22 protein-coding genes are annotated in these 25670 nt (G+C 70.6%); 11 read left to right on the top strand and 11 right to left on the bottom strand.

Features of this window, described 5'->3' with window-relative positions; genetic code table 11:
- Positions 1-170: 170 nt before the first annotated feature.
- From WMF22_RS38475 to WMF22_RS38455, 5 genes are all read right to left on the bottom strand, one after another.
- Complete coding sequence (locus WMF22_RS38475) at positions 171-1916, bottom strand: class II glutamine amidotransferase (RefSeq protein ID WP_437294926.1); 1746 nt, start codon at positions 1914-1916, stop codon at positions 171-173.
- Between the two features lie 23 nt (positions 1917-1939).
- On the bottom strand, positions 1940-2977 hold the full coding sequence (locus WMF22_RS38470) for an alpha-E domain-containing protein (protein ID WP_437294925.1): 1038 nt from the start codon (positions 2975-2977) through the stop codon (positions 1940-1942).
- On the bottom strand, positions 2974-4602 hold the full coding sequence (locus tag WMF22_RS38465; protein WP_437294924.1) for a circularly permuted type 2 ATP-grasp protein: 1629 nt from the start codon (positions 4600-4602) through the stop codon (positions 2974-2976). Before WMF22_RS38465 ends, WMF22_RS38470 begins: the two co-directional genes overlap by 4 nt.
- 80 nt (positions 4603-4682) lie before the next feature.
- Positions 4683-5150: a response regulator gene (locus WMF22_RS38460; RefSeq protein ID WP_012239707.1), complete on the bottom strand. Its 468-nt coding sequence runs from the start codon at positions 5148-5150 to the stop codon at positions 4683-4685.
- A 328-nt stretch (positions 5151-5478) separates the two neighbouring features.
- Positions 5479-7377, bottom strand: a complete 1899-nt coding sequence (locus WMF22_RS38455) for a chloride channel protein (protein ID WP_437294923.1) — start codon at positions 7375-7377, stop codon at positions 5479-5481.
- A 331-nt stretch (positions 7378-7708) separates the two neighbouring features.
- Here WMF22_RS38455 and WMF22_RS38450 point away from each other — a divergent pair, with 331 nt between their 5' ends.
- Positions 7709-8077: a hypothetical protein gene (locus tag WMF22_RS38450; protein ID WP_437294922.1), complete on the top strand. Its 369-nt coding sequence runs from the start codon at positions 7709-7711 to the stop codon at positions 8075-8077.
- Between the two features lie 103 nt (positions 8078-8180).
- Positions 8181-8567, top strand: coding sequence for a hypothetical protein (locus WMF22_RS38445; protein WP_437294921.1), 387 nt, complete (start codon positions 8181-8183; stop codon positions 8565-8567).
- A 43-nt stretch (positions 8568-8610) separates the two neighbouring features.
- Here WMF22_RS38445 and WMF22_RS38440 read toward each other — a convergent pair whose 3' ends face one another.
- Complete coding sequence (locus WMF22_RS38440; protein ID WP_437294920.1) at positions 8611-9315, bottom strand: hypothetical protein; 705 nt, start codon at positions 9313-9315, stop codon at positions 8611-8613.
- A gap of 463 nt (positions 9316-9778) precedes the next feature.
- Between WMF22_RS38440 and glgC the strand changes: the two genes are divergently transcribed.
- From glgC to WMF22_RS38415, 5 genes are all read left to right on the top strand, one after another.
- Positions 9779-11047, top strand: coding sequence for a glucose-1-phosphate adenylyltransferase (gene glgC / locus WMF22_RS38435; RefSeq protein ID WP_438032984.1), 1269 nt, complete (start codon positions 9779-9781; stop codon positions 11045-11047).
- Positions 11048-11243: 196 nt separating this feature from the next.
- On the top strand, positions 11244-11939 hold the full coding sequence (locus WMF22_RS38430; protein ID WP_438032983.1) for a metallophosphoesterase: 696 nt from the start codon (positions 11244-11246) through the stop codon (positions 11937-11939).
- Between the two features lie 123 nt (positions 11940-12062).
- Positions 12063-13016, top strand: a complete 954-nt coding sequence (locus WMF22_RS38425) for a 50S ribosomal protein L11 methyltransferase (RefSeq protein WP_438032982.1) — start codon at positions 12063-12065, stop codon at positions 13014-13016.
- Positions 13013-13771 (top strand): RsmE family RNA methyltransferase, encoded by a 759-nt coding sequence (locus WMF22_RS38420; protein ID WP_012239699.1) that lies wholly within the window; start codon positions 13013-13015, stop codon positions 13769-13771. The genes WMF22_RS38425 and WMF22_RS38420 overlap by 4 nt, the downstream gene beginning before the upstream one ends.
- Positions 13771-14745 carry an alpha/beta hydrolase gene (locus tag WMF22_RS38415; RefSeq protein WP_438032981.1) on the top strand — a complete coding sequence of 325 codons (975 nt, stop codon included), beginning with the start codon at positions 13771-13773 and terminating at the stop codon, positions 14743-14745. Before WMF22_RS38420 ends, WMF22_RS38415 begins: the two co-directional genes overlap by 1 nt.
- Before the next feature lie 148 nt (positions 14746-14893).
- Here WMF22_RS38415 and WMF22_RS38410 read toward each other — a convergent pair whose 3' ends face one another.
- Positions 14894-16090, bottom strand: coding sequence for an endo-1,4-beta-xylanase (locus WMF22_RS38410; protein ID WP_438032980.1), 1197 nt, complete (start codon positions 16088-16090; stop codon positions 14894-14896).
- Positions 16091-16335: 245 nt separating this feature from the next.
- Here WMF22_RS38410 and WMF22_RS38405 point away from each other — a divergent pair, with 245 nt between their 5' ends.
- Together WMF22_RS38405 and WMF22_RS38400 are read left to right on the top strand one after the other, a co-directional pair.
- Positions 16336-16560: a hypothetical protein gene (locus WMF22_RS38405; RefSeq protein ID WP_438032979.1), complete on the top strand. Its 225-nt coding sequence runs from the start codon at positions 16336-16338 to the stop codon at positions 16558-16560.
- Positions 16561-16653: 93 nt separating this feature from the next.
- On the top strand, positions 16654-17088 hold the full coding sequence (locus WMF22_RS38400) for a hypothetical protein (RefSeq protein ID WP_438032978.1): 435 nt from the start codon (positions 16654-16656) through the stop codon (positions 17086-17088).
- Between the two features lie 300 nt (positions 17089-17388).
- Here WMF22_RS38400 and WMF22_RS38395 read toward each other — a convergent pair whose 3' ends face one another.
- The 4 genes from WMF22_RS38395 to WMF22_RS38380 all read right to left on the bottom strand — a co-directional run bounded on the left by WMF22_RS38395 (position 17389) and on the right by WMF22_RS38380 (position 23033).
- The gene (locus tag WMF22_RS38395) at positions 17389-18399 is read right to left on the bottom strand and encodes a hypothetical protein (RefSeq protein WP_438032977.1); all 1011 of its coding nucleotides are present in this window, start codon (positions 18397-18399) and stop codon (positions 17389-17391) included.
- A 19-nt stretch (positions 18400-18418) separates the two neighbouring features.
- Positions 18419-19828, bottom strand: a complete 1410-nt coding sequence (locus tag WMF22_RS38390) for a DUF4150 domain-containing protein (protein ID WP_438032976.1) — start codon at positions 19826-19828, stop codon at positions 18419-18421.
- Positions 19825-20898, bottom strand: coding sequence for a DUF2169 family type VI secretion system accessory protein (locus WMF22_RS38385; RefSeq protein WP_438032975.1), 1074 nt, complete (start codon positions 20896-20898; stop codon positions 19825-19827). The genes WMF22_RS38390 and WMF22_RS38385 overlap by 4 nt, the downstream gene beginning before the upstream one ends.
- Before the next feature lie 224 nt (positions 20899-21122).
- The gene (locus tag WMF22_RS38380; protein ID WP_437294910.1) at positions 21123-23033 is read right to left on the bottom strand and encodes a type VI secretion system Vgr family protein; all 1911 of its coding nucleotides are present in this window, start codon (positions 23031-23033) and stop codon (positions 21123-21125) included.
- A gap of 256 nt (positions 23034-23289) precedes the next feature.
- On the opposite strand from WMF22_RS38380, the gene WMF22_RS38375 reads away from it, so the two are divergent.
- Positions 23290-25443: a DUF2169 family type VI secretion system accessory protein gene (locus WMF22_RS38375; RefSeq protein ID WP_438032974.1), complete on the top strand. Its 2154-nt coding sequence runs from the start codon at positions 23290-23292 to the stop codon at positions 25441-25443.
- A 24-nt stretch (positions 25444-25467) separates the two neighbouring features.
- On the top strand, positions 25468-25650 hold the full coding sequence (locus tag WMF22_RS38370; RefSeq protein ID WP_437294908.1) for a hypothetical protein: 183 nt from the start codon (positions 25468-25470) through the stop codon (positions 25648-25650).
- The last annotated feature ends 20 nt before the right edge of the window (positions 25651-25670 follow it).

Below are 25670 nucleotides of genomic sequence, written 5' to 3'. Positions count from 1 at the left end.
CCCTGAGGCATCCCCTCAAGCTCTTCGGGAGATTCACAAGGAGGCGGGGAGGCGGGGAGGGACATCTTCAAGACACTCCCTGTCTCCCCGCCTCCCTGTTCAATTTTTCTCGCTGGAAAGGGCTGCACAATGAGGGAGTCTCAGGCCCTCTCCATCGCAGCGCCCCGTCATCAATCGATCGGCTCGACCCGAACGTCGACCGCGAGGCGCTCCGCCCCGCCACCCACGTAGATCGTGCCCGAGGTCGGCGTCGCGTCCACGTAGTTGCGCCCGACCGCGACGCGGATGTGATCGGTCTGCGTCAGGATCCCGTTCGTCGGGTCGAAGCCCTTCCACCCGATCTCCGGCAGGTACACCTGGACCCAGGCGTGCGACGCCTCGCTCTGCCGCTGGTTCTCGTGCTTCGGCCCCGTGTAGATGTACCCGCACACGTAGCGCGACGGCACGCCGAGCAGCCGCGTCAGGCAGATGAACAGGTTCGTGAAGTCCTGGCACACGCCGCGGCGGTTCGCGTACACGTCGAACGCCGTCGTGAACAGGTTGGTCGACCCCTGCTTGTACTCGTACTCCTCGAAGATCGACGCGTTCAGGTCGAGCAGCGTGTCGAGCAGATCGTAGCCGTTCCGCTCCACGAAGGTCATCGCGTACTCGCTGAGCTCCGCGAGCTCGCTCTCGGCCAGCTCCGGCGGCAGGAGGAACGGCTGCAGGATCTGGCGCTGCCACGGCATCCACACGAGCGGGATCGTCGACCGCGCGCGCAGCGGGCGGAAGCTCAGCGGATCGGTGTCGAGCATCTCCACCCGCGACCTCGACTCGATGACGAGATCATGGAACGGCGTGTCGAGCAGCACCCGCCGCGCGCGGTTGCCGAAGACGTCGTCGTACTCGCGCTGCTGGCCCTCGACCGACACGTCGATCTCGTTGTGCAGCAGCGTCTGCAGCCGGTCGTGCGCAGGCGTCAGCCGCAGGAGGTGCGTGCTGCGCTCCACCGCGGTCGCGTAGTGGTACGACGTGCGGTGCACCACCTGGAAGCGGCGGATCGCCGCGTGCACGGGGCGCCGCACCGGGCGCGACGAGAGCGGCGGCGTGGACGACGACGGCTTGCGCCGGTCGGTGCGCGGGGACGCCGTGGCCCGGAGCGCCCCCTGCCGCAGCACAACGAGGTGCCCCGGCGGCACGCGCTTCCAGGACGCCGCCCGCCCGCCCGCGTGGACCTTGAGCTCCTCCGACGAGACGATGACGCCCTTGCGGCTCTTGACCCCCCGGCGCGTCAGATCGACCTCCAGATCGCCGTCCCCGAACGCGAGGCGCTCGTACGGCGGCAGCACCTCCCACAGGAACGCGTCCCCCTCGCGATCGCGATCCGCGTAGACCACCAGATCGCGGCCGTCGGCCAGGACCGTCGTGAGGGGACCGTGCTCGTTCATCTCGTCGAACCAGTCGCGCAGCACCGCCGGATCGATGTCGCCGATGCTCCGGAGGTTCTCCGACGCCATCCAGCGCATGAGCTCGCACAGGATGAGCTCCGTGTCCGTCGAGCCGACCGGCTGGAAGAGCGACTTCGGATCGACCTCGATCCGGTCGACGAGGCTGCCGCTGTGCGCGAACAGCCAGTCGCGCCCGCCCCAGCTCCGGCTGAACGGCTGCGTGTTGGCGTCGTTGACGCTGCCCCACGTCGCCGTGCGGATGTGCAGCACGAGCAGCGACGACTCGAGGTGCTCCCACGCCTTCACGAGCTCGCTGCGGATGCTCCCCTGCGGCGGCGCCGGCTCCTTGAGCACCGAGGCGCTCGGCTCGCCGCCGGGGTAGTAACCGATGCCCCAGCCGTCAGGCAGTTTGCGTCCGGGCTGCAGGCAGGTGAGATCGAAACACGGGGCGAGCTCGCCCTCGAACGACATCGCGAGGAGATTCGGCATGGGTGCGTCGGCGACTCTGGCGGCTACTGGCTCGTGACCGTGGGGCTACTGTCGGGCGGCCCGTAACCGAGCAGCTCGCGACCGATACCGTCGCAGATCATCGCCGTCTCGTCGACCACATGGGTGAGCGCCGCGTGGACCGCCATCGGGTCGAACGCCTCGGTGGCCCTGTCGGCCACCCACTGGTGCAGGAGCTGGAGCCGCTCGAGGCTCTCGCCGCCGGGGAGCGCCACGCTGTCCGGCGGCCGGATCTCGCAGAGGCGCGCGAACGCCGCGTGGATGCAGTGCCGGATCGAGCGCGGGAAGCGCGGCTCGTACAGGAGGAACTGGGCGACAGCCTGCTCGCTCACGTGACCCTGGTTGAGCTTCATGAACGGCTCGAACCCGGAGCAGGCGCGGAGGAGCGAGAGCCAGAGCGCCGTCTCCACGACCCGGTGCTGCCTGCGCAGCGCGCCCTGCGCCTGGGCGCTCATCTCCGACGGCGGCGGCGGCGGCAGGTGGGTCAGGGCGTGGTGGTGCACGTCGAGCGTGCGCGCGGTCTGCCCGACCCGCTCGAGCAGCACGCCGAGCCAGATGAAATCGAGCGGCGTGTCGTTGAGCATCGTGCTCTGCGTGAGCCCGAGGCAGAGCTGTGTGAGCTGGCGTACGCGCCGGTAGAAGGCGTAGCGGCTCGACCTGAACTCCTCCCGCGCCTCGTCGCTGTTCACCCAGAGGTGGAGCTCGTTGACGGTCTCCCACACCTCGAGGCTGACGACCTCCCGGATCGACCGCGCGTTCCAGCGCGCGGCCGAGATCGAGCGGCGGAGGCTCGTCGGGTTGTCCTCGTCGAAGCTCATGTAGCGCTGCACGAGCTCGCCGTCGGCCGCGGCCTCCTCGCCGTGCTCGGCCCCGAAGTGCGCCTTCTGCCCGGCCACGATGATGACCGGAAGCCAGCACTGGTGCGCCGGGATCTCGGCGTCGAGCGCGAGGTTCTGCGTGACGGCGAGGATGCGGGCCATGTTCTCGGTCCGCTCGAGGTAGCGGCCGAACCAGAAGCAGTGATCGGCGACGCGGGAGATCACGGGGCCTCCGGGGGGGCAGGTCCCGGCGCGGCGCCGGGAGGGTCGTTGTTCGCGGCGGCGGGGCTCGCGTCGGAGCCGCCGATCGAGGGCGTGCGCTGCGCGCCCTCGCCTGGGCCCTTCAGGACCCAGGTGTCCTTCGAGCCCCCGCCCTGGCTCGAGTTGACGACATAGGAGCCCGCCACCAGGGCGACGCGCGTGAGCCCGCCGGGCAGCACCCACGCGCCTTCGCGGCCCGTCAGCACGTAGGGGCGCAGGTCGAGCCTCCTCGGGACCGCGGTCTTCGCGGTCGGGTCCCAGGTGGGGCTCGTCGAGAGCTCGACCCGGTGCTGGGCGATGTAGCGGCGCGGCGTCGCCTGGACGCGCGCCCGGAACTCGTCCCGCTGCGCGGCGGTCGACTGCGGCCCCATCAGCATGCCGTAGCCGCCGGCCTCGTCGACCGCCTTGACGACCAGCTGGTCGAGGTGGTCGAGCACGTAGCGCCGGTCGTCGTCGCGCATGCAGAGGTAGGTGGGGACCTGCTCGAGGACCGGCTCCTCGCCGAGGTAGTAGCGGATCATCTCCGGCACGAACGGGTACACGGCCTTGTCGTCCGCCACGCCGTTGCCGGGCGCGTTCGCGAGCGCGACGTTGCCGGCGGCGTAGGCGCGCATCAGGCCGCGCACGCCGAGCAGGCTGTCGGGGCGGAAGGCCTCGGGGTCGAGGAACGCCTCGTCGATGCGGCGGTAGATGACGTGGACCCGGCGGGGGCCGCGCGTCGTCCGGACGAAGACCTGGTCCTGATCGACGAACAGGTCGGGGGCCTGCACGAGCTCGAGCCCCATCGTGCGCGCGAGGAAGCTGTGCTCGAAATAGGCCGAGTTGTAGGGCCCCGGCGTGAGCACGACGGCGCTCGTGCCGCTCGGGCTCGCGGGCGACACCGAGCGCAGCGTCTCGGCGAGCCGGGCCGGGTAGTGGTCGACCCGCTGCACGCGCGCCTTGTCCAAGAGGTGCGGCAGGACGCGCTTGCTGATGAGCCGGTTCTCCAGGACGTAGGAGACGCCGGACGGCGTGCGGAGGTTGTCCTCGAGGACCCGGAAGGTCCCGGCCGGATCGCGGATGAGGTCGACGCCCGCGATGTGGATGCGCACGCCGCCCGGGGGCCGCAGGCCGTGGACCTGCTTCAGGTACTGCCCGGAGCCGAGCACGAGGTCCCGGGGGACGCGCTCCTCCTTGAGGATGCGCTGGTCCCCGTAGACGTCGTCGAGGAAGAGGCCGAGCGCGCGGACGCGCTGCTCGAGGCCCCGCTCCATGTGGGCCCAGTCCGCCGCGGAGAGCATCCGTGGGATGAGGCAGAGCGGGAAGATCTTCTCCGCGCCGCGCTGATCCGCGTAGACCGAGAAGGTGACGCCCTGGTTGAGCAGGGCGAGCTCCGCGAGCTGCTGCGCGCGCGCGAACTCGTTCGGCGCGAGCGCGCCGAGGAGCGTGGCAGTGCGCAGGAACTCGGGGCGAGGAGCGCCGTCTCGACCAAACAGCTCGTCGTAGGCGCCGGGGAGGGGAGTGTAGCCGGCGAAGAGGCCGGCACCCGGGTTCTCTAACAACACTGGAGTGAAGCTACCGCTGGACGGCCCTGGAGGTCCATGGGCCATTTGCGGTTTCTGCCGCGATGGAGGCAGTGGCGCGGGCGGCGCGGGCGGCGCGGGCGGCGCGGGCGGCCGATCGACTCGGCCTACTCGGCGTCGAGGATTTGCCGCTCTCTGGAGCGCGTGAGCTCGTCGACCGCGGCGAGGAAGGCGTCGTAGTCGATCGGCTTGGGCAGCACCCGAGCGACACCGAGGCTCGTCGCGTCATGTTTTGAAGACGCGGATGAAACAATGACTGGTATACGGGCCGTCTTCTCGTTGTGCCGGAGCGCCGTGAGCAGGCCCCAGCCGTCCATCACCGGCATCATGATGTCGACGACGAGCAGATCCGGCGGCGCGATCTGGTCGAGCAACGCCAGCGCCTCCTCGCCGTTCGAGGCGCAGCGCACCTCGTAGCCGCCCTCGCTCTCCAGGATCATGCTCACGACCTCCTGGATGTTCGGCTCGTCGTCCACGACGACCACGAGCTTGGCGCGGCTGTTCGGCGCGCTCGATCGTGTTCGTACTTCTGCGTTGCGCCGCACCGTCCGACCTCCGAGCGTATCGACCAGCATGCCGTTCTCCCCTGCGCTCTCCGGACCCCGAATTCTCCGGATGAACGAGAGTATTCCCCACGCGCTCCGTTCCGTCGCTGCGTGGAATCCAAGATTGAAAGCTCGGGAGACTCCCGAAAGCGGTGGGGGCCGCACGCTTGCGTCATTACGCCCGAACCACGATCGGGCGCGCGGCGCGACCGGGACATCCGCGCGCGCACGCCCATGACACGCGCGCGTCGCGCCGCGTGTCATGGGCGTGCGCGGAAAGCTGGCCATTCCCGAATTTCCAGGACGAGCGCGCCGAGCGTCCGCCAAGCGTCGTCGTTGGTCGCCTGTTCCGGAGTTCCTACTTGCCCGCGCTCTCCAGCTCCGCCGTCGCGTCGTGGTAGGCGCGCGTGACGTCGGATTCGTCCAGGATGCCGACGATCTTGCCCTCGGCGTCGGTGACCAGGAGCTCTCGCACCCGCAGCTCCAGCAGCACCTGGAGCGCGTGGTGCAGGTCCTCCGCTTCGCTGACAGAGGCGGGGCTCGCCATCATGTCGTGCGCGATCGCGAGCCCCGAGAGCTCGGGGCTCGTCGCGGTGGCGCGGAGGATCTCGGCGTCGATGGTGCCGACGACCTTGCCGTCCTCGGCGAGCACGGGGAAGGTGTCCTGCCACTCGCACGCCGCGATGCGCTCGACGACGATCGAGGCGGGGGTCCGCGCCTCGAACGACACGAACGGGCGGCTGCGGATGACGATGTCGGCGACGCGGATGCTGCGGAGCACGTCGACGATGAGCTCACCCCGGTGCGCCGGGGACTCGCGCTTGGTCGCGACCTGCGCGCGGTACAGGGTGCTGTGCCGGAGCGCCACGAAGGCGATGCCCTCGCAGAGCATGAGCGGCACGAGCAGGTCGTAGCTGCCGGCGAGCTCGCAGACCATGACGAGCGAGGCGATCGGCACGTGCGCGATCCCGCCGTAGAACGTGCCCATCCCGACGAGCGCGAACGCGCCGGGGTCGATGCGCGGGTCGCCGAGGAGGAGCTCCGCCGCGCGCCCGAAGGCCCCGCCCGTGAGCGCGCCGAGCACGAGCGACGGGCCGAAGTCCCCCGCGCTGCCGCCCGAGCCGACGGTGAGCGAGGTCGCGACGATCTTCGTGGCGAGCAGCACGAGCAGGAGCTGCACCGCGGTCCACCCGCCCGGCAGCCACGCGGCCCCCGTGATCGCGATCTGGGCCGCGCCATACCCCGCGCCGAGCATCCCGAACCCCTGCCCCGGCCTGTCGAAGCGCGGCCCGAGGAGCATGAGCAGCGGGGTCACGAGCGCGCCGAGCGCGAGGCCGCCGAGCGCGGGCTTCGCCCAGGGCGGCAGGTTGATCCGGTGCACCGTGTGCTCCACGGCGTGCAGCGTCCGGAGGAAGACCGTGGCCACGAGCGAGACGACGAGCGCGAGCGCGGCGTAGAGGGGGAGGTGGCTCGGGATGAACGGGTAGCGGGGCGCGTGCGCGAAGAGCGTCGACTCGCCGAAGAAGTAAATGAAGACGGAGTACGAGACGACGCTCGCGAGGATGGAGGGGATGAGCGCGTCGGCCTCGAAGTCGTCGCGGTGCAGCACCTCGACGGCGAGGAGCGCGGCCCCGAGCGGCGTCCGGAACACGGCCGCCATGCCCGCGGCCGCGCCGGCGATGAGCAGGATCCGCCGCTCGCGCGTGTCCACCCGGAGGGCGCGCCCGATGATCGAGCCGATCGCGCCGCCGATCTGCATCGTCGGCCCCTCGCGCCCGCCGGCGCCGCCGCAGCCGAGCGTGAAGATGGAGGCGAGCGCCTTCACCACGGGGACGCGGCGGCGGAATTTGCCGTCCAGGTGGTGGAACGCCCGGATGAAGGCGTCGCCGCCGCCTCCGCGGGTCTCGGGCGCGAGCGCCGTCGTGAGCACCCCGCCGACGAGGGCGCCGAACGCCGGCAGGACAAGGACGAGCCAGGGCCGGAACGCCCCGACGCGCGCGCTCGAGAGCACCGCCTCGCCCTTGGCGCGGAGCGGCTCGTAGCCGGTGACCGCGATGAAGAGCTCGTGCTCGGCGAGCTCGAGGGCGGCGAAGAACAGCGAGCCGGCGATGCCGGCCGTGACGCCGACGAGGATCGCGTGGAGCAGCACCCGACCGACGAGCTGGAACGGGATCAGCCCCCGCGCGCGGGGCATCGGCGTGCGCGCCGCCCCCGTGCGGCTGGGGCGTGATGGGGAGTACTCGCGGGACGACATCATGATCTCGTGGCCCAGGGCCTCCCCCTCGAGCGATGGGCCTGGCAGGAGCGGTAGCTTCCCTGATCTTCGGCGGGTTGCCGCCTGAAATCGCCGCCAGGATCGCCGTCCCGGGAGGCGTCCTCGCGGTGCCGGCCTCCGCTCGGTCTTCGCCCGGTCTCCGCCCGGTCTCCGCTCGGTCTTCGCGCGGTCTCCGCTCGGTTTCCGCTCGGTTTCCGCTCGGTCTCCGCCTCCGCTCGGCTTCCGCTCGGGCCTCCCGCGCTCCATGAGCGAGGAAGGAAGCCTGGCGCGGGCGCGGCATCCGGACCCGCCCGAGCCCGGACGAGGTGGAGTCATGACGACCGATCGGAGCACCGTCGAGTACGGCACCCTCATCACCGGAGACGCGAGCGTCACGATGGGCGACGCGGCCGTCCAGACGACGGACGAGAGCGTCCGCACGACCGCCGAGACCGTTGTCACGCCCGTCGTGGCGCTCGAGCTGGCCGCCGAGATCCTGGCGAGCTCGCTCGGTCCGCTGATCGACGAGGATTACGTGCAGGGCAAGACCCGGTTCCGGGACGTGCTCTGCGACCGGATCGACATCTCGCAGCTCGAGGCGGAGGAGCTTGTCGACGACATGGAGCGGTCGGGGCGGATCCGTTTCATCGGCGTGGCAGAGGGGCGGGGGTGGCACATCCAGCAGGGAGCGGGGTTGCGTTGATCGCCGCTGTCTCGCGCGGAAAGAAAGACGGGCTCGCCGGTGGTGCCTGACGAAACAATTCCCTTGCCGGCGTACTCGACTCGTGGCCTACGCTGAGGCGTCTATGGAGGACGGTACGAAGCCGCGCAAGGCCGTGGTCCCGAGCGCTCCGCCCGCTCCGCTCGTGATCGTGGCCGGTTGTCCTGCCGAGCTCGTCGCCGTGTGCCGGGAGGCGGGGGCCCGGCTCGGGGTGACGGTGCGCGAGTGCGATCTGCGCTCGCTCCGGGCGACGAGCGCGGCGTCGCAGCTGTACGCCGTGATCGTGGGGGAGGAGCTGTACCGGTTCGATCGGGAGGTGTTCGACGCGATCACCCGTCAGGCGCCGGCGTCGCTGGTGCGCGTCGATCGCCGGGAAGCGGACGACGAGTCGGCGCGGCGGCTGCTCGTCGATGCCGTCTTCGAGTCGGCGGCGACCGAGCCGAGCAGCGGGATCCGGTCCATCCTGACGTGAAGCGGCGCGGCGCGGCGGCGCACGGCCGCCGCCAGCGGCCGCGTCAGGGCTTGCGCTTCATGCCGGGGAGGGTGGCCTTCTCGGGCGGCGGCTCGAGGTACTCGATCTGCTCCGCGGACAGGATGCCGTACTTCGGGTTGGCCGCCGCGCCGCCGGTCGACTTCGTGAACGTCACGCCGTAGGTGCCGGTGACCTTGACCTTCGCGCCGACGGCCGGGATCGGGTTCGGCAGCTCCTGGCCCCAGAACTCGTCCGTGAGCTTCGCCTCGCCCTCCTTGCCGCGCGGCGCTTTGTCGATCGCCTCGATCATGCTGTAGATCTGCGCGAAGTTCGAGGCCCAGCCCATGACCTCGACCATGTCCTTCGTCTCGCCCTTCTCGTCGGCGATCGCGAAGCTGGGGACCGGCGCCTTGCAGTCCGGCGGGTCACCCTTGCCCGTCTTGTGCACGGCACAGGTGGGGGCCTCCGCGAGGTTCGTCTTGACGATGTAGCCGACGATCGAGAGCTTCTTGCCGTTCACGTCCTCGAAGTGGACGCGGCTCCGGAGGTCGTGCGTGACGCCCCAGACCGTGTAAGCGTCGCCCTGCTTCTTGTTCTTCGCGGGCAGCGTCGGCACCGCGGGCAGGGTCGCTTTGCGGCCGCTGAAGGCGGGCTTTGCCTGGTAGGGCTGCTCGTCCGTTCCGCACCCTGAAGTGCACGCGACGAGGAGGATGGCGGCGAGGAGGGTTCGACCGAATCGGGCGTTCATGGCATCTCCAAGGTCAGCGTGACGGGCACCTCCAGCAGGAAAGATCCAGCGCTGGAATAGCCCTCGGACAGCGGTGCGCCGCGTGCGGGTCAGGCGCCTCTCGCATGCGCGCGCGACGGCGGAAACGGCTAACACGGCCGCGAGTCGATCGTAAAGAGAAACGGAGACGTCCCCCTCTCTTCATCGAGCCTCGTCGCGCATCGGCGCGCGGCGGAGGGCGGGCGGAGGGCGGTAGAGCGCGACGGGCCGCTGCCGGCGCCGCCCGATCGCGGGGGCGGGAGGGCGCGAGAGGCGGGCTCGGCGAGGCGCGCGGCGCGACCCGCCCGGGCTCCGCCCGGCGCCGCCAGGCCGGGTTGCGCGGGTCTCCGCGGCGTTCTCCCGGTCCCGGGGTTGCCTCGAATACGCGAAGGACGTGTTTCCGCTCTTCGCGATGGCAACATCGATCGAGTACCCTCTCCGTCCCATGCGCGAGACGACCCTGCGCACCGCTTTCGAAGCCTCGAAGGTTTTGGTGATGATCCTTGCTGGCGGCGAGGGCCGCCGGCTCGGCCCGTTGACGCACGATCGGGCGAAGCCGGCCGTGCCGTTCGGCGGCCGGTACCGGATCATCGACATCGTCCTCTCGAACTTCGTCAACTCCGGGCTGCACCGCATCAAGATCCTGACGCAGTACAAGAGCGCGTCGCTAGACGAGCACATCGCCCGAGCTTGGCGCCTGTCGCCGATGCTCGACAGCTTCATCGAGACCGTCCCTGCGCAGCAGCGCACGGGCAAGAGCTGGTTCAAGGGGTCGGCGGACGCCGTCTACCAGACCCAGCACGTCATCACGGACGAGTCGCCCGAGCACCTCTGCATCTTCGGCGGCGACCACGTCTACAAGATGGACGTGCGCCAGATGCTGCACGAACACCTGACGCGCGACGCGGAGGTGACCGTCGCCGCCATCCCGGTGACGAAGGAGGAGGCTCGGGCCTTCGGCGTCATCGAGTGCGACGAGTCGGGGCGCATCCTCGCCTTCCACGAGAAGGTGCAGGATCCGCCGAGCATGCCCGGCAGGCCGGGCATGTGCCTCGCGTCGATGGGCAACTACATCTTCAAGACGAAGGCGCTGCTCGACGTCCTCGAGCACGACGCGGCGACCGAGGACAGCGCGCACGACTTCGGGCGCGACATCATCCCGCGCATGGTCCAGAGCGGCAGCCGCGTCTACGTCTACGATTTCCACGAGAACCGCGTCCCCGGCGAGGACGAGGGCGCGGGCTACTGGCGCGACATCGGGACGATCGACGCGTACTGGGCGGCCCAGATGGATCTCGTGAGCATCCAGCCGGCGTTCAACTTCTACAACCCGCGCTGGCCGATCCGGACCGGGATCAGCCACGACCCGCCCGCCAAGTTCGTCTTTCGCGACGAGGCGAACGCGCGCGTCGGCATCGCAACGGACAGCCTGGTCTCGCTCGGGTGCATCATCTCCGGCGGCAGGATCCACCGGAGCGTGCTCTCGAACCGGGTCCGCGTGAACTCCTTCAGCCACATCGAGGAGTGCGTGCTGTTCGAGGACGTCAAGATCGGGCGCCACGTCAAGCTCCGCCGCTGCATCATCGACAAGGACGTCGAGATCCCCGCCGGCGCCGAGATCGGCTTCAACCTCGAGGAGGACCGCAAGAAGTGGTTCGTCAGCGAGGGCGGGATCGTCGTGATCCCGAAGCGCGCCAAGATCGACTCCCCGTAATGCGCCTGACCAGGGCCCCGCGCGGCGCCGTCCGGGTGGCCGGCGCGTAACTCTCCTGAATTGCTTGTAAAATTCCGATCACGGCGCGCGGCGGCGCGTGGCGCTCGCCGGCGGGGCCGCGCGGCCCTGCCGCGTCCGCCGGGACGGGCCAGGGCGCCCCCCATGGAACGGGCGTCCCTGCTACGTTGGGTGTGCGATGCCGCGCACGATCATCATCGGTGACGTTCACGGCTGCCGGGACGAGCTGGCGCGGCTGATCGAGCACGTGGGCCTCGTATCGGGCGATCGGGTCGTCATGGTCGGCGATCTGATCGTGCGCGGGCCTGATCCGTGCGGAACGCTCGATCTGCTCCGGGAGCTCGGCGCGATCTCGGTGCGGGGCAACCACGAGGATCGGCTGCTCCGCTGGCGTGCTGGGCGGAGCGATCCTCGCGGCGAGCCGCTGGGGGAGCTCTCGAAGGAGACCGCGCAGCAGCTGCGCAAGCGGGACTGGGCGTGGCTCGAGACGCTGCCGTACTGGCTGGATCTGCCGGAGCACGGGCTCCGTGTGGTCCATGCAGGGTTGATCCCCGGGCTGCCGATCGAGCGACAGGATCCGCACACGTTGATGTACGTGCGCTGCCTCGGCCGCTACGGCGAGCCGGTCGAGCGCCGCGGGGGCAAGACGCTGTGGGGCCAGACGTACCAGGGCCCGCCGCACGTGGTGTTCGGCCACAACGCGCGGAGCGAGCCGCAGATGCACGCGTGGGCGACCGGGATCGACACGGGCGCGGTCTACGGGGGGCGCTTGACCGCGATGGTGCTCCACGACGGCGAGCGCGTCCCGCCGCCGGCGTCGCGCTCCGAGGTGCTCGTCTCGGTCCCGGCGCGGCGCCGCTACGTGGGGCGTTAAAAATGCTCCGCGTCTTCCAGCGGTTCCGCGCGATCGGCCGCGCCTCTCTGCGGGAATTTCGTTAGGCTCCCGTCCGCGCCGCGGCCGCTCTCCAGGCCGGCGGCCCGTCACGGAGCAAGCCAGGTGGAGCCTCGATACCCGTTCGTTGCAGTCGATGTCCCCGAGCCGGAGGCCGACGAGATCGGCGCCCTGCTCTTCGAGCTGGGCGCCAGCGGCGTCGAGCAGCGCGACGAGCAGACCCTCGTCCGCGGCGCGCGCTCGGGCCAGGTGACGCTCGTCGCCAGCTTCGAGGATCACGGCGAGGCGATGGAGGCCATCGCGGCGCTCGGGGAGCAGTCGCCGCCGCTCGCCGCGCGGCTCGAGGAGGTGGTGGGCGACGCCTGGCGCGACGCGTGGAAGGAGCACTTCGCGCCGTTCGCGCTGACGCCCACGATCACGGTCGTGCCGCCGTGGGAGGAGCGCGCGCCCGAGCGCGAGGGCGAGCGGGTGCTCCTGCTCGAGCCGGGCAGGGCGTTCGGCACGGGGCTCCACGCGACGACGGCGCTCGTGGCGGAGCTCCTCGACGAGCACGCGGCGGAGCTCCGCGGCCGCGAGATCCTCGACGTGGGCACGGGCAGCGGCATCCTCGCGCTCGTCGCGCTGCTGCTCGGCGCGGAGCGGGCGGTCGCGATCGACAACGACGAGGACGTGATCGAGGTGGTGCTCGAGAACGCGGCGCGCAACGGCCTCGAGGGCCGCATCGAGGCGAGCGCCGGCGTGGTCGAGGGGGTGACGCGGCGGTTCCCGTGGGTCGTCGCGAACATCGAGGCGCGGGTGCTGCGGCCCTTGGCGCCGGAGCTCGCGCGCGTGCTCGAGCCGGGCGGCTGGCTGATCCTGTCGGGCATCCTCGAGAGCGAGCGCGACGATCTGATCGCGCGGTACACGTCGCTGCCGCGCCAGCTCGAGCACGTCGCGACCCGGCCGGATCCCGCGTCGCCGGGCGGCGATCGCAGGGCGGGGCGGGGCGACGCGGGCGGCGAGGGCTGGGTGGCGATCCTGTTCCGCGCGCCGGGCGGCGCGGCGTCCTCGCCGGGATGAGCGGCCCGGGGCTCTTGCGGGTGCCGCTCGGCGCGATCGCGGCCGGCGTGATCGCGCTGCCGCCCGAGGCGGCGAGCTACGTCGTGCGGGTGCACCGCCTCCGCGAGGGGGATCGGTTCGTCGTGTTCGATCCGGAGCTCGGGGTCGAGGCGGAGGCGACGCTCGAGTCGATCGGCCGCCGCGGGGCGGAGGCGCGCATCGACGCGCCCCGCCCGGCCGCGCTGCGTCCAGGCCGGCGCGTGACGTGGATCCAGGCCGTGGGCAAGGGCGACAAGATGGACGCGGTGGTGCGCGACGCGACCGAGCTCGGGGCGACGCGGATCATCCCGGCGATCTCGGCGCGGAGCGTGGCGCGGCCCGCGGAGGAAAAGAGCCAGCGCTGGCGCCGGATCGCGATCGAGGCGGCGCGGCAGTGCGGCCGCGGGGACGCGCCCCGGGTGGAGGCGCCGATGAGCCTCGCGGCGGCGCTCGCCGAGGCGGGGGCGGCGCCGTCGACCGAGGGCGGCGCGCTGGGGATGTGCCTGGATCCGTACGCGGAGACGCCGCTCGGCGCGCGGCTGGCCGCGCTGTCGCCGGGCATGGAGGCGGCGTTCGCGGTCGGGCCGGAGGGCGGGTTCACGCCGGAGGAGCTCGGCATGTGCGCGGCGCTCGGGTTCGAGCGGGTGCGCCTCGGCGCGCTGACGCTGCGCACGGAGACGGTATGCGCGGCGGCGCTCGGAGCGCTGATCGCGGTGAGCGACGCGCGCGCGGGGTGATGGGGCGGCGATCGGCGAGCGGCGCGCTGGCCGGCGCTGGTCGCAGCGCCAGCGGCGCGTCGTCACGAGGCGCGGCGCGGTGGATCGCGGCGTTGCTCGGCGCGCTCGCGGCCGCGGTCTGCGCGTGCACCAACACGGCAGACGTTCCGAGGAGCGCGCACGCGCCAGTGGGCGACGGGGCCGCGCTCGGTCAAGCGCAGCCCGGCCTCGTGGCTGCAGCGCCGCCCCCGACCGTCGCCGCCGCCCCGACCGCATCACCCGAGCCGGCGCCGTGGCCCCGAGCGCGCCCGCCGCGCGTCGAGACGGACTGGTGCATCGACGGCGTCGACGCGCTCGACGAGGAGACCTGCTACGTCCTGCCCGACGCGCCGACCCGGACGCTGTTGCTCTACCTCCACGGCATCGTCCCGCCGGGGAAGGAGAGCCAGCAGAAGACCAACTTCGAGACGGTCGTGTCCCGCGCCGCACGGCGCGCGGGCGTCGCCGCGCTGATGCCGCGCGGCAAGGTCGGCCTCGCGCCGAAGGGCTACGCGAGCTGGCGGGGCTGGCCGACGGGCGGGCGGGCGTACGACGAGCACGCAGCTTCGTTCGTCGCGGTGTTCGCGGAGAAGCGGAGGAGGCTCGAGGAGCTCGCCGGCGCGTCGTTCTCGCGCGTGTACGTCGCCGGCTCGTCGTCGGGCGCGTACTTCGCCGCGGCGCTCGCGCTGCGCGGCGGGATCGCCGCCGACGGGTTCGGCGCGATGTCCGGCGGGGGAGGCCGCGCGACGCCCGAGCTCGCGACGCTCGCGCCGAGGCCGTTCTACATCGGCTTCGGCGCCCACGACACGGTGGGCGGCTCGGCCCGCGCCCTCGCGGGCGTCCTGCGCGGCGCGGGCTGGCCCGTGCGCGTCGCCGAGCACCCGGTCGGCCACGGCGCGAAGGAGGTGTATTTGGACGAGGCGTTCGCCTTCTGGCGCGAGCACGAGGCGCGCTGATCCCGCGCGTCAGAAGTAGATCCCGAGCGCGTCCTCGCCTCACGGCAGCGCGCCATCGAGGTGCTCCGGCGACGCCGTCTCTCACCCCGAGACGTAGGTCACGGTCGTGCGCGCCAAGGAGCGCCACGGCACGGTCGTGCGAGGGAGATCACTCGCGGCGATCGAGGAAGTCCATCAGCCAGGTCATTGCCGGCCGCATCGTGCCGTCCGGGTACAGGAGGCCCGTGCTGTCCCTCCAGGTGGAGCCGACGACGTAGCCCCAGAGGGTGATGCCCTTCACGGCGCTGTGGTTGTAGAACATCGGGAACTGCTCCTCCATCACCCTGCGTTGCTCGTCGTCGTCCGCGAGGTTGATGTCGTACTCGGTGATGTACACGGGCAGGCCCGTGGCGGCGAGCCTGTCGATGTAGCCCTTCACGGTGCTGGTGTCGATCTTGTACGCCTCGTGGGCCTCCGCGCCGAGGGCGTCGATCGGGGCGCCCGCCTCCAGCGCCGCCTTCACGATCTCGACGAAGTGGTTGTGATCGCTCTCGTACTCGATGTTGTTGTAGTCGTTGAGGATCAAGGTCGCGTCCGGGCAGAACTCGCGAGCCCACTTGAAGGAGTTGACGATCCAGTCATAGCCGCTCTCGCCGGCGCCTCCGATGGCGTTCATGAAGGGAGGCACGGTGTGGGGCGGCGGCTCGTTGACGACGACGATGTACTTCGTGTCGGGGTACCGCTCGCAGAACGCCTGCATCCAGTCCCTCACGGCCTGCCGCTGCTCCTCCGCCGGGAGACTCACGAGCCAGGCCGCGTGCGCGGCACCTTGCACGAAGCTGTGCTGCATGAAGGGGATGTCGTTGTCCTGCGCGTACTCGTAGATCGCGTCGAGCCTGCTCCAGTCTCGAACGCCGCGGCTCCTCTCGACAGCGGGCCACTTGCCCTCGACCTCGGGCGCGATCTGGTTCCAGTGCTGGATGAAGCCGTCGCGCACCTGGCCGTTCGTCGTGAGGTTGCCGACGAACTTGCCGGTGCTGCCGCTCGATCCACCCGACCCGTCGCTGGAACCGCCAGCCCCGGAGCTGCTCGGTCCAGCGGCTCCGGCGCCTCCGTTGCCGCCGTCGCCGGAGCCGCCCGTACCAGAGCCCAGAGCGCCCGTGCTGCCCGTGCCGGCGCCGCCGGCGCCCGTTGCGCCGGCGCTGGCGCCATCGCCCCCCGCTCCCGCCGTGCCGCCCGCGCTCGACGAGCCGCTCGGGCCATCGTCAGCCTTGTTCACCTTGCCAGAGCAGCCGGAGAGGGCCGCGATCCAGAGTGCGATCGAGGTCGTGCCGCACAGCCATCGAGAAGAACGGTTCTTGTCCATGCCAACCACCCGCAAGCTGAAGGATCGTGACCGGTGACTCCCGGAGCGGGAAAGCCGAGGGGAGCAGCGTGAGGTAGAGAGCATGCGCCCAGCGCCAGGCACGCCAGACAGACCGGCCCCCTCGAGTTCCCCTTGCCTCTCGGATCTATCACGACCCGTGCGGTGGAGCGATCCTCCACGGTCACGAGCGCGGGCGAACAGCGTGAGGAGCGACGCGCCGCACCCTCCGGGGGAGCGTCGCGCGGGTGCGGCGCGCCACGCCCGTCGGCGTTCCATCGGGCGTGTGGCTCGGCGCCCGCCTCGTCCGGGGCTCGGCGCACGCCTCGACCTGGCTCGGGGCGAGCGGCATCGCGGTCCTGGCCGCGAGCCTGGGCTGCACGGGCCTCGGCATCTCGGGTCTCCTCGGCGCAGGCGCCGGCCTGGTCCTCGGCGCTGCGTCTGCGAAAGTGCTCTTGCGCGCTCCGACGTAGCGTCCACGGGGGCTTCCATGGGATGGCGCGCTCGGCGTTCTTACATTCGCTCGGGGCTCGCGGTAGAACGCGAGGCCCGTCAGGTAAGACAGCATGATCTACAGCTTCCCAAGCTATGTGCCCGGCATTGCCATTGCCATCGCGGCGATTGCCGCGTCGATCGGCGTGCTCCTCCTGTGGCGGCGTCAGCCGCTGGTGGTCGCCTTGATCGCATTCGGGGTCTCTGCGGTAGCGGGAGGCCTCTTCGCGCCGATGCTGGCGATGGATCGGGTCGTCCTCGACGACGAGAAGCTGGAGCAGACCACGGGGTTCTGGTTCGCGCCGACCGTGAAGGGATTTCGTCTCGCCGAGGTCGAGTCCATCGCGATTGGCACCGCCAGGGATAGAAAGAATCGCGAGTACGAGGTGTGGATCGTGAAGGGGAGGGACGGCGAGACGCGAGAGATCGACCCGGGTGACCTCTGGGAGATGAACGGTCAGGACATCCTCCTGCGCCTGAGAGAAAAAGGGATCGACGTCAGGCGATGAGGAGAGGCGTGCTCGCCTCCCGCTCGGTGTCGGCGATCGTCGCGGAGGCGCCGAGGTTGCGCGGCGCCTGATGCCTCAGCCGAGCCACGCTTTTGCGAGCGCCAGCAGCCGAGCGTTCCCGGGGACGTTCGATGATGTCGGCCGCGGGGTACGGATCCGAGGTGATCGCCTCCACGCCGGGCCTGGGCGGTGTCATGCGTGTAGGCGCGACAAGACGATTCGCATCCTCACCTCGCACCACCCGCGGGGCATCCCGCGCTGACCACGCGCACATCATCCGATGACGATGACCGTCAAGTGTCAACGGATGGGAGCGTTGTCGACGTGGTCGATCCGCTCCCAGCGGCTGCCCTCGAGGCGCACGATGTCCTTCGAGCCGACGACCCAGAGCGCGCCGCCGACGCTGTCGACCGTGTGCGCGTCCTCGATCTCGGGCACGAGCCCGGTCGAGACTCGCCGGAGGCTGCCGCGCTTGTAGGTGAAGAGGCCGCGCGGATTGGCGCCGCTTGCCAGGTAGATCCGGCCGTCGTGCCTGGTGATCGACGTGAACATCTGGCGCCGGCCCGAGACCGCGACCGCGCGGAAGCCTTCGCGCCGGTTGCCGCGGAGGAGCGTGCCTTCGCGCCCGCAGATCCAGATGCGCTTCTCGTCCTCGACGAAGATGCTCACCAGCGCCGCGGCCGTGACGGGCGGGAGAGCGGTGAACGTGGCGCCGTCCCAGACGAGGATCGTGCCGCGCGTCCCGGTGACGTAGATCTCGTCCTCGCGTGGACCGTCGACGCAGTAAAAGACCTTGTGCTCCGCGGCCGGCGAGCTCGGCGCGCGCAGGAGCGCCCGGGCCCGCTCCTCGGGATCTTGCAAGAGCGAGCGATCGAGGTGATCCCAGCGGCCGGCGCCGAAGTCTCCGCCGACACGGCGATAGACCTGCCCCCCGTCGCCGCAGGCGTAGAGGTGGTCGCCGACAGGGCGGAGGCGCGCGAGGCGCCCCCAGCGCTCGGCGTCGGGCGAGGTGATGCCGGCGCCGGGGATCTTCTCGCGCGGGAACGGTGGCCGCACGAGCACGACGTCTCCCTCGGCGGAGAGCACGCAGAACGAGGTCGGCGCGCCGGGCGCGGGGGTGAAGCGGGCGATCGAGGTGACCGCGACCTGGAGGTCGTCGTAGAACCACTTCACCGGCCCCGCATCGCCGGCATCGTAACGGCAGAGCCGGGTGAACGGCGTGAAGGGCTCCTGGCCGTCTGGCACGCCGGCGACACAGAGGAAGTCCGCGGCAGCGGCCTTGGCGCGGGTAAAGGTGAGCGGCGTCGTCATGGTGATGTCTCCCTCGACCTCAGTAGCGACCGCCCGGGCGCATGCCGGTGCTGAGCGCCTCGTACTGCGGGCTCCCGGCCACGCTCGGCATGAGGGTGGTGCGGCCGAGCTGCGCGCGGTCAACCCCGGCGAAGCCCGCCTGCACCGCGGCGCGGATCTGCGCCTCGCACTCCCGGCGGAGGTTGACGACCTGATTCTCCGAGAGGTCGATGATGCTGCCGATGGCGGTCGTCCCCGGCGGCGTGCCGTTCACGCCCAGCTGGGCGATGCTCGCGTCCACGCCGTGCGCCTCCCAGTGCTCCGAGCCGTCGTCGGCGGCGTTGCCCTGGAGGCAGATGGCGGGCCCGTCGCCGAATGACGGGAAGTTGGGGATGCGCTTCATCCCCGCCTCGCCCTCGGCCCTCGTGCCATAACGAAGGGTGTAGTCGGGCACGATGTGGTGCGCCTGGTAGCCGGGTTCGCACGTGCCGCGGATAGTCCTGTATGGGCCGACGTTGCAAGGCCGGTCTCGCTCGCGCGTCACGCGCACGTTGCCCGCTGCGGCGGCGAGCCGCGCATTTTCCTCCTGTCGCGCGCGCTGCGCCCGCAGGCGCTCGGCGTTCTGCCGGATCTTCTCGGCCGAGGGCCACGGCTGCCTCACGAGCTGCTCGAGCTGCTCGGGCGTCATCTGGCGGAAGTCGACGAGGGTGCCCGCCTTGAGCGAGAGCTGATTGTTGGTGCTATCTACCTGGTTCCAGTACCAGCCGCTCGATCCATACGCGGCGCTCCGCTGGTCGGCGCTCATCTGGCCATAAAGGTGCTGATCGATGCTCCGGGCGAACATGCCTTCATCGCCGATGTAATACTGACCGGCCATCTCCCCGAGGCCTGCTCCCAGCGCACCGAGGCCGAGCAGCGCGTTGAGCCTGGCGGCCGCCCCCATGGGCCCCGCGGCGGGCGCGCTCCCCGGCGTCGTGGCCGTGCCCGTGCCCGTGTAGGCCCCCGTCGTGTCGAGAAAGGCGACCTGGACCGGGCGGTCGCTGGCGCTCATCACCCGCGTGTCCCGCACGAAGATGAGCTTCCCCTCGGTGTTGCGGTCGTTCATCCACCAGGCGTCGTCGTGGCGGATCGCGTTCCTGCCCTCGATGCGCACGGTGGGCGAGTAGGTCTTGGGCTCGCAGACGCTGCCCACCGTGCCCGATTTGACCCCGAGCCCGCTGCCCGGCTCGTCACCCTGGCACGTCGTCACCTTCGATCCCATGTTGTGCGACCGATCGCCGGTCTGCAGCACGGTGGTCGCGGTGTCCACGGCCGCCTGGTTCTGCCTTGCGTAGATCGAATAAGGGATGGGGACGAGCGCCGGGCCGACCGGCGTCTTGCAGACATCCGGGCAGGTCGAGACGATGATGCCTTCGCCTATGTCGCGGCTGCCCTCGCGCGGGATGCTCATGCGTCGCTCCCCGGGCTCACGAGCCCTCGCTCGTCACACCACGGCAGCGCCGCGGCCTCTTCGAGGCTCGCGGCAGCGAGATCGATACGATCGAAGCCCTGCGACATGGCCGCCCAGGCGCGCCAGGTGAGCTGGACAGACCAAGGCGGCTCGCCGCGGACATCGATGTGCATGCCATCGAGGTGGAGGCGCACCGGGACGCGGCGCCCCCGCTCCCACGTGAACCACGCCCAGAGCGAGCGGCCGGGCAGCGTGAACGCGAGCGCGCCGCCCCCCGGCGTGAGGCCCTGGAGCTCGACGCGCTCGTCGCCGCGGAGACGGCCGGGCAAGACCAGGCCGGGGTGCGCGGTCTGGTAGAAGCGATAGTCGAAATCGGCGGGGAGCTGAGGGTGGCGAGTCGCCAGCCAGGCGTCGTCGTAGGTGCCAGCGAAGCGGCTGCGAAACTGCCACCAGGGCGGCACGGGCCCGAAGCCCTGCGGTTCTGGCCGCGCCGCCGGGTCGCCCACAGGCTCGGCCTCGCTGTCGATGGTGGGCGCGGGGTAGGCGCGATCGGCCGGCGTGTGGCGGCGATCGAGGACGCCCCGGCCGATGGGGTTGCGCGCGTCGACGTTGCCCTCGGGATCGCCGATGACGACGCCGCCGGCGGCCGATCGGTAGTCGATGGACGCGCGGGCCGCCGGCTCTCCCGTGGAAAGCCGAAACCCGCCGGCGTCCGGCTCGAACGCGCGCGGCGCATACGCCCTCAGGAAGCGCGTGTATTCCCCGACGCGCGCGCCCACCTGCCAGACGTGCGCGGCCACGCCCCCGGGGGCGTGGCCATCAGCGAGGAGGGTGACGTCGGCCGCGGGCTTGAAAGGGATGAGCAGGCCGACCCGGAGCATCGGTGTCGCATGCGGATCACCCTCGTACTCGTCGGCGAGGATCAAGGGTTGATCGGGGGCGATCGACAGCCGGCCTTCGGGCGAGAGTAGAAGCGTGCCCCTCGCCGCGACGACGGCCATGGCTGCGCCGTCACGGTGCTTCTGCTCGAACCCTAGCGCGGCGAAGGGGGTCGCGTTGGCGGCCAACATGGCTAGCGGCGGTCGACGGCGACGCGGGTGCCGTCGATGAGGTGCGTCGCAGCAAAGGCGGTTCGATTCACGGCCAGCATGGCACTGCTCAGGTAGGATCGATGACGAGCTCGATCTTGGTCCCTGCATGGACACCAAGAAGGACGACACCGGACGGGACGCCGCGGGGTGTGGCTCGGCATGAAGCTCCGGGCTCGAACCGCTCTCTGCGACCGCATTCAGGGCTAGTTGAGATCGATCGGATCGCCGAAGACCTGGACATGCTCGCTCCCATCGACCAGGATCCTAACGCCCTTGAGCGTGATGTTGCCGTCCTTGTCCATCACGAACTTCGATTTGCCGCACGTGATTTCGATCTTCTCCCCGACGTCGATGGTCTGATTCCGGCCAATCTGCACTACCTCGTCGACACCCACGGCGCGGGCGCGGATCATCCCCACCGCTTCGCGCAGGCTGTTCAGCACGCTCTTCGTGGCGTTGTTGCCGACCGTGACGTCCTCGTTGTGGCCGATCCCCGTCGTCCGGTCGCGGCCGATCGTCGTCTCCTGATCGTTCTTGACCAGCTTGTGGAGGTCCTTCTCGGCTTGCATCCTGACGAGCTCGCTACCGGCCTTGTCCTCGAACATGATCTCGTTGTAGCCGTACGTGGACGGGCTCGAGTTGCTCTTCCAGCCGCTCTGCGTCTTGTTCATGGGCAGCGAGTAGGGCGTCTTCTGGAGGTTGGTGTACACGCGGCCGACGATGATGGGCCGGTCGGGATCGCCGCCGAGGAAGTCCACGATGACCTCCTGTCCGATGCGCGGCAGGTTGGTCCCGCCGAAGCCGGCGCCGCCCCAGGGCTGGCTGACGTGGATCCAGCACGACGAGTCGTTGTTCATCTTGCTCTCGCGGTCCCAGTGGAAGTGGGCGCGCACGCGGCCGAACTCGTCGACGTGGATCTCCTCGCCGGGCGGACCGACCACCGTGGCGCTCTCGACGCCCTGCGCGCGGGGCTTGCGCGTGCGCAGCGGCGGTCGGTAGGGCGCGTCGGCGCTCACGGCGACGCAGGAGTGCTCCCACTCGGCCGGTACCTCGCCGGAGAGCCGGGACTCGAGGACGAGCAGCTTCTTGTCGGGACCGAGCTCGCTCTTCGGGTGCTCGAGGAACGAGAGGACGGCGCCCGGTGCGGGATCGATGACGTTGGTCTTGAACACGATCTCCCGTGCCGAGGCGCGCTTCGCCTCCAGCCGACGCTGAGCGAGCGCCTCGCCCTCGGACTCGTCCGCGCGGTACTTGCCCTGATCGTCGGCTGTCGGCGAGCTCTCGCCCTTTTGACTTTCGAACAGGAACGCGCCAGGCACATAATGGAAGCGCTCCAGCTGATCTTCCACGGGGCCGGCGCCGGAGGCGGTGGCCAGGAGCTTGTAGTTCGCGGGCCTCCGGTGGTCGTGGTCGCGCACCGTGTACTTGCCGGGTCGCAGGCGGCGGCCGACGACGACCTTGGTGACGTGCTCGCGGTCGGCGTCGGTCGGGTGATCGCGGTAAGTGATGGGCACGCGGGCGACGTTCGCCTGGGGGCGGTCGTCGAGGACGAGCCGGCTCTCTCCGCCGTTGTCGAAGTAGAAGCTCACCCCGGCGTCCTCCAGCATGCGGCTGATGAAGGTGTAGTCGCTCTCGCCGTACTGGACGCGGTACTTGCGCTTCTTGTACTCGCCGGCAAGCCGCCGCGTGGGGGAGATGCCCCACTCGCCGAGGAGCTGCAGCACGATGTCGACCTCCGACTTGTGCTGGAACATGCGGTAGTTGCGGCGCTGGGTGGCGAGCCAGAGCCGCGGGACCAGGGTCAGCTCGTAGGTGGAGAGGTCGCGCTCCTCGACGGCCACCTGCTGGAGGTGACTGCACAGTCCGGACCAGACGCGGGTCTGATTCGCGTGCGCGGTGAAGGTCATGGGCTGGCCGATGACGGCTTCGAAGTCGATATCCGGGTTGTCCGATACGGCGACGATCTGGACCTCGAAGAGCGAGGACATCCGCTCGGTGACCTGGAAGCGACGCACATCGAGCATGTCGCCCGACGCGATCTGCGCCTCGACTCGGTAGACCCCCGAGCTCAGTCCGGTTCCCTCGTTTCGCATGCTCGGGTGCGTGTCGGCCATGGGCATTCCTAGCCCGGTCTACCCTGCGCTTGTAGAGCGGACAGCCGATGCTATCCGGCAGCCATCCCTGTCCGCAAGAGGGGCCCGCGCGCATCGTACGCTCAGGGCTCCGCCGGTGCGGCCGTTCAGACGGTCGAACGCCCACACATTGACGCCTCGTGTTGATGGTTGCAGTATCGCCGGCGGAGTGAAGGTCGTCTCCCTTTCGCAGCTCCCCGTTGGCCTGGTCGTGTGGCAACCTCATCCAGGCGCCTGGATGCAGACGTTCGTCTGTAAAAGCACGTTCAAGCTGTACCCCGGTGTGTGTGCCCTCGCGGCCGAGCAGGAGCCGCTCCACCTATCCGACCGCCACTGGCGCGACGACGCGTGCTGGAGTCTCTATGCGGTCTCCGACTTCGTCCCCCACCGCGCCCGGGCGGACGTCGTCCTCGTTGGCCACGCCTTCTCGCCCAGCGGCACGGCAGTCCGATCCCTCACTGCCCGCGTGATCGTGAATGACATCGACAAGGCCATCGAGGTGTACGGAGCTCGCAGCTTCACGCAGCACGGCGTCCTCGATCAGAGCTCGCGCTTCACCAGGATGCCGCTGCTCTGGGAGTACGCGGGCGGCGGCCCCGGCACCTCCAACCCCGTCGGCATGCCCCCCCATGCTCGCGACATCCACGGGCGACGCAACCTCCCCAACCTCCAGCGTCCAGGCGTTGTCGTCATCGGGCCGGACGACGTCATCGAGCCCGTGGGATTTGGACCCGTTGCCTCCGGATGGCCCACCCGCCGGCAGAAGCTGGGGCGCTACGCGGCCACGTTCCCCGGCAACGACTGGCACCGCCAGCCCCTGCCCCCGGACCTCGACGTCAGCTACTTCAACGCCGCGCCGGTCGACCAGCAGACCACCGCGCTCCGCAATGACGAGCGGCTCATCCTCGAGCATCTCCACCCCGAGCACCCGCACCTCGTCACGAGCCTCCCGGGGCTCCACCCCCGCGCCTACGTCGACCGCCCCGGCGAGCCCTTGCAGGGCGTCGCCATGTGGCCCGATCTGCTCTGGATCAACACCGACCGCTGCATCTGCACGGTGACCTGGCGCGGCCAGGTCCCGCTCCGAGAGCCGCAAGAGGCCGGGCTGATCCTGGTCGCGCTGGAGGAGCCTTATCAGACCCTCGTAAGTAACGACAGCGAGGGCGTGGCCAGCAGTTCTGGAGTGGGGCTCGCGAGCGGCCGGGCCGGCGGCGGCGCGATGAGCGAGATCGGGCTCCAGGCGCCCTACGACCAGGCGCACGATGGCGATAGCGCCGTGCACAACGAGGATGACCCTGAGGCCTGCACCCTGCCGTTGGACGTGAATCAGGATCTCGCCGTCTCCCGGCCGGCCCTACCGTTCCCCACAGTGCCCGCGGGCCAACCTGCTCCCCCGTCGAGCCCGGCGCAGCGTCTCGCAGTCCCCCCCTTCGTGCAGTCCGCGCCGCCGGCGGCCGCGGTACCCCCGTCGAGTCGGGCACAGCACCTCGAGGCCGCGGCCGCTGCGTTCGTTCAGGCCGCGCCACGAGCAGCCGCGGTACCCACTCCGGCAGCCGCGGCGCAGCCGCCCGCCGATGCGCCCACTGCCACCAGCGCGGCTTCACTGGTCGCCGCGAAACCCGCGTTGCCATTCGTGCAGGGCGAGCGAGCTGAGCCTGCGCTACGTCACCAAGCAGAGTCTTCGCCGCGAGGGGCGGAGCCGGCAGAGGCTCCTGACAAGGTGCTGCGTCCGCCGCTCGTCGCGATCCCTCCAGCGCTGTCGCCTGCGCTGCACGCGCCGCCTGCGCCTGAGCGCGATGCGAGGTCTCCCCCCCTGATGGCAAAGGAGCCCGCACCTCCTGCCATGCTCGGCCCACTGGCGAGGCCAGACATGGGGGCGATGGAGCCCTCGGCAGAGGAGGCGCCCGAGCCTGACACCCAGGCGGAAAAGCCTGCTCCGCTCCCCGCGCCGGAGGAGCCCGCACCGCCTCTCGCGGCCTACCCCATCGAGCGTTGCGCAGCCATTGCGGCCAAGCTCGCGCAGCGGCCGGCGGACTGCGACACCATCCTCAAAGCGGAGAAGCTCACGCCGAAGAATTGGCAGTCGCTGCACGAACAGCGGCTTGACGAGATCCAGGACGAGATCGCGCGCCGGAAGAAGAAGCTCCTGTCAGCGTACGACGCGGCCTACGTGGCGGCGCTCGAGAAGGAGCGCGGGCCGATCACAGCGGGCGAGTACGCACAGCTTGTGATCTCGGCCGAGCAGGGGCAGGGCCAGGCGGCACTGGCCGAGCTGGGCCTGCCGGATGAGTCGATGATGCGGATCCGGCGGGTGTGGCTGGAGAGGATCGTGAAAGACAAGAAGGCGGCGGCAGCGGTGCGGGCTGCAATGCGGAAGGCGGACGAAGCTTGAAGGCAGAAGGACGCCGAGCTGGCCGTGCTCTCGGCGGTGGCGCACGGCAATGGGCCGAACGGGCTCACCGTCGTCAAGGCCGCGCTCGTTGCGCTTGGCCGGCTCGACCAGGAGCACGCGATGGTCTACTTTCAGGTCATCTGGAGCGGGTTGCGTGAGCCCATGCGGCGGGCTCTGGAGGCGTTCGTCATAAGGGCAAGCTCATGACAGACGAATGCTGCCAAGCT

Origin of the sequence: Sorangium sp. So ce204 (assembly GCF_051526795.1) — a bacterium.
GTDB lineage: Bacteria > Myxococcota_A > Polyangia > Polyangiales > Polyangiaceae > Sorangium > Sorangium cellulosum_B.
Note: the sequence above shows the minus strand (reverse complement) of the source record. Positions and strands in the feature narration are given on the sequence as shown.

What these genes read in the sequence shown, in the direction of transcription:
- WMF22_RS38450 (WP_437294922.1), top strand. Translation starts at nt 7,709, where the DNA reads ATGACGACCGATCGGAGCACCGTCGAGTACGGCACCCTCATCACCGGA.
- WMF22_RS38400 (WP_438032978.1), top strand. Translation starts at nt 16,654, where the DNA reads ATGATCTACAGCTTCCCAAGCTATGTGCCCGGCATTGCCATTGCCATC.
- WMF22_RS38385 (WP_438032975.1), bottom strand. Translation starts at nt 20,898, where the DNA reads ATGTTGGCCGCCAACGCGACCCCCTTCGCCGCGCTAGGGTTCGAGCAG.
- WMF22_RS38465 (WP_437294924.1), bottom strand. Translation starts at nt 4,602, where the DNA reads ATGGCCCATGGACCTCCAGGGCCGTCCAGCGGTAGCTTCACTCCAGTG.
- WMF22_RS38375 (WP_438032974.1), top strand. Translation starts at nt 23,290, where the DNA reads ATGCAGACGTTCGTCTGTAAAAGCACGTTCAAGCTGTACCCCGGTGTG.
- WMF22_RS38430 (WP_438032983.1), top strand. Translation starts at nt 11,244, where the DNA reads ATGCCGCGCACGATCATCATCGGTGACGTTCACGGCTGCCGGGACGAG.
- WMF22_RS38455 (WP_437294923.1), bottom strand. Translation starts at nt 7,377, where the DNA reads ATGATGTCGTCCCGCGAGTACTCCCCATCACGCCCCAGCCGCACGGGG.
- WMF22_RS38440 (WP_437294920.1), bottom strand. Translation starts at nt 9,315, where the DNA reads ATGAACGCCCGATTCGGTCGAACCCTCCTCGCCGCCATCCTCCTCGTC.
- WMF22_RS38415 (WP_438032981.1), top strand. Translation starts at nt 13,771, where the DNA reads ATGGGGCGGCGATCGGCGAGCGGCGCGCTGGCCGGCGCTGGTCGCAGC.
- WMF22_RS38420 (WP_012239699.1), top strand. Translation starts at nt 13,013, where the DNA reads ATGAGCGGCCCGGGGCTCTTGCGGGTGCCGCTCGGCGCGATCGCGGCC.
- WMF22_RS38395 (WP_438032977.1), bottom strand. Translation starts at nt 18,399, where the DNA reads ATGACGACGCCGCTCACCTTTACCCGCGCCAAGGCCGCTGCCGCGGAC.
- glgC (WP_438032984.1), top strand. Translation starts at nt 9,779, where the DNA reads ATGCGCGAGACGACCCTGCGCACCGCTTTCGAAGCCTCGAAGGTTTTG.
- WMF22_RS38460 (WP_012239707.1), bottom strand. Translation starts at nt 5,150, where the DNA reads ATGCTGGTCGATACGCTCGGAGGTCGGACGGTGCGGCGCAACGCAGAA.
- WMF22_RS38475 (WP_437294926.1), bottom strand. Translation starts at nt 1,916, where the DNA reads ATGCCGAATCTCCTCGCGATGTCGTTCGAGGGCGAGCTCGCCCCGTGT.
- WMF22_RS38445 (WP_437294921.1), top strand. Translation starts at nt 8,181, where the DNA reads ATGGAGGACGGTACGAAGCCGCGCAAGGCCGTGGTCCCGAGCGCTCCG.
- WMF22_RS38390 (WP_438032976.1), bottom strand. Translation starts at nt 19,828, where the DNA reads ATGAGCATCCCGCGCGAGGGCAGCCGCGACATAGGCGAAGGCATCATC.
- WMF22_RS38380 (WP_437294910.1), bottom strand. Translation starts at nt 23,033, where the DNA reads ATGGCCGACACGCACCCGAGCATGCGAAACGAGGGAACCGGACTGAGC.
- WMF22_RS38410 (WP_438032980.1), bottom strand. Translation starts at nt 16,090, where the DNA reads ATGGACAAGAACCGTTCTTCTCGATGGCTGTGCGGCACGACCTCGATC.